The sequence below is a fragment of the Pseudoalteromonas sp. TB64 genome (genome assembly GCF_000498095.1).
Taxonomy (GTDB): Bacteria; Pseudomonadota; Gammaproteobacteria; order Enterobacterales; family Alteromonadaceae; genus Pseudoalteromonas.
On sequence record NZ_AUTQ01000163.1, the window covers coordinates 1 to 1,276 of the forward strand.

2 protein-coding genes are annotated in these 1,276 nt (G+C 40.5%); one reads left to right on the forward strand and one right to left on the reverse strand.

Annotated features, from left to right (window positions below):
• Window positions 1-30: 30 nt before the first annotated feature.
• On the reverse strand, window positions 31-792 hold the full coding sequence (locus tag L647_RS0113665; RefSeq protein WP_024611512.1) for an IS5 family transposase: 762 nt from the start codon (window positions 790-792) through the stop codon (window positions 31-33).
• Between the two features lie 155 nt (window positions 793-947).
• On the opposite strand from L647_RS0113665, the gene L647_RS01000000124225 reads away from it, so the two are divergent.
• Window positions 948-1,276, forward strand: a 329-nt coding sequence (locus tag L647_RS01000000124225) for a Plug domain-containing protein (protein WP_033024432.1), incomplete at its 3' end; no start/stop codon positions are given.

Below are 1,276 nucleotides of genomic sequence, written 5' to 3' on the forward strand. Positions count from 1 at the left end.
TAGGGGCTGTTGATCTTTGTAGTATATATATTAATCAGCCCACATTGGTAGCCACATCATAGTAAATGCTAAAGCGAGCATGGAATGATAATTCCGTTCAAGCTTTTCATACCTTGTAGCTATCCCTCTATATTGTTTGATCCGACCAAAGGCATTCTCAACTAAGTGCCTATATTTGTACATGCACCAGTCAATATCTTCATTACCCACTAAACTGTTATCCTTGCGTGGAATAACGGGTGTAGCGCTATTATCACGAATAAACTCTCTTAGTTTTTCACTATCGTAGCCTTTATCTGCGACAACCACATTACTCGTTGGGCAATTGTCTACAAGTGACTCTGCATGGACGATATCATGCGTATTTCCACAGGATAATTCATAATAAACAGGCAATCCTCCGCTATCTACTGCAAGATGAATTTTAGTCGAATTGCCACCTCGACTCTTACCGATTGATTCATTGCCAGCGGTTCTTGCACCGCAACTATGCTGGTGAGCCCTGACAATACTGCCATCAATAAAGATCCAATCCATATCAGCATAGTGGGATAACACACGAAATAATTCATTCAAAATATCTTTTTTGGACCATAAATTAAATCGTCTATAGATAGCACTCCACGAGCCGAAATAAGACGGTAAATCTCGCCAAGGAATACCGGTACGCATCTTATAGAGTATGCCTTCGAGCGTTTTTCTATGCTCAGGCTTATTATAAATTCGACCACTTAAGTGCATTACTTTTGATAAGACATTCCATGTCGCGTCTGTTAACATTAATCTTGGCATGAGGGTTCGGTGTAACGTTTTTTAGCGAATTCAATTATACCTTATCCTCATGCTGTTTGTTTTTTATACCGCAAAGATCAACACGCCCTAATAAAAAAGGGCTTAAACTTACTTATTTAAGTACATGTTTAGTGAGTTTATTTAGCAGTCAGGTAATGGCAGCTGATAAAAGTGATCAAATTGATAGCGCAAACGCTAGCGCTATTGAAAGGCTTGCCGTTACAGGGACTCGCCAAGCTTATCAAGGTAATTTTAGCCCTTTAGAAACCCCTCAGTCAGAGCTTAAAATAGATTTAGAGGCACTCGAGGACGCAGGCGCACTTAATTTAAATCAAGCGCTTGATTTGTCGGCGTCGGTTGCACGGCAAAATAACTTTGGTGGACTTTGGAATAGCTTTGCACTGCGAGGTTTTGTAGGCGATGAAAACTTACCAAGCAATTACCTCGTTAATGGATTTAACGCTGGGCGTGGTTTTGGTGGCTC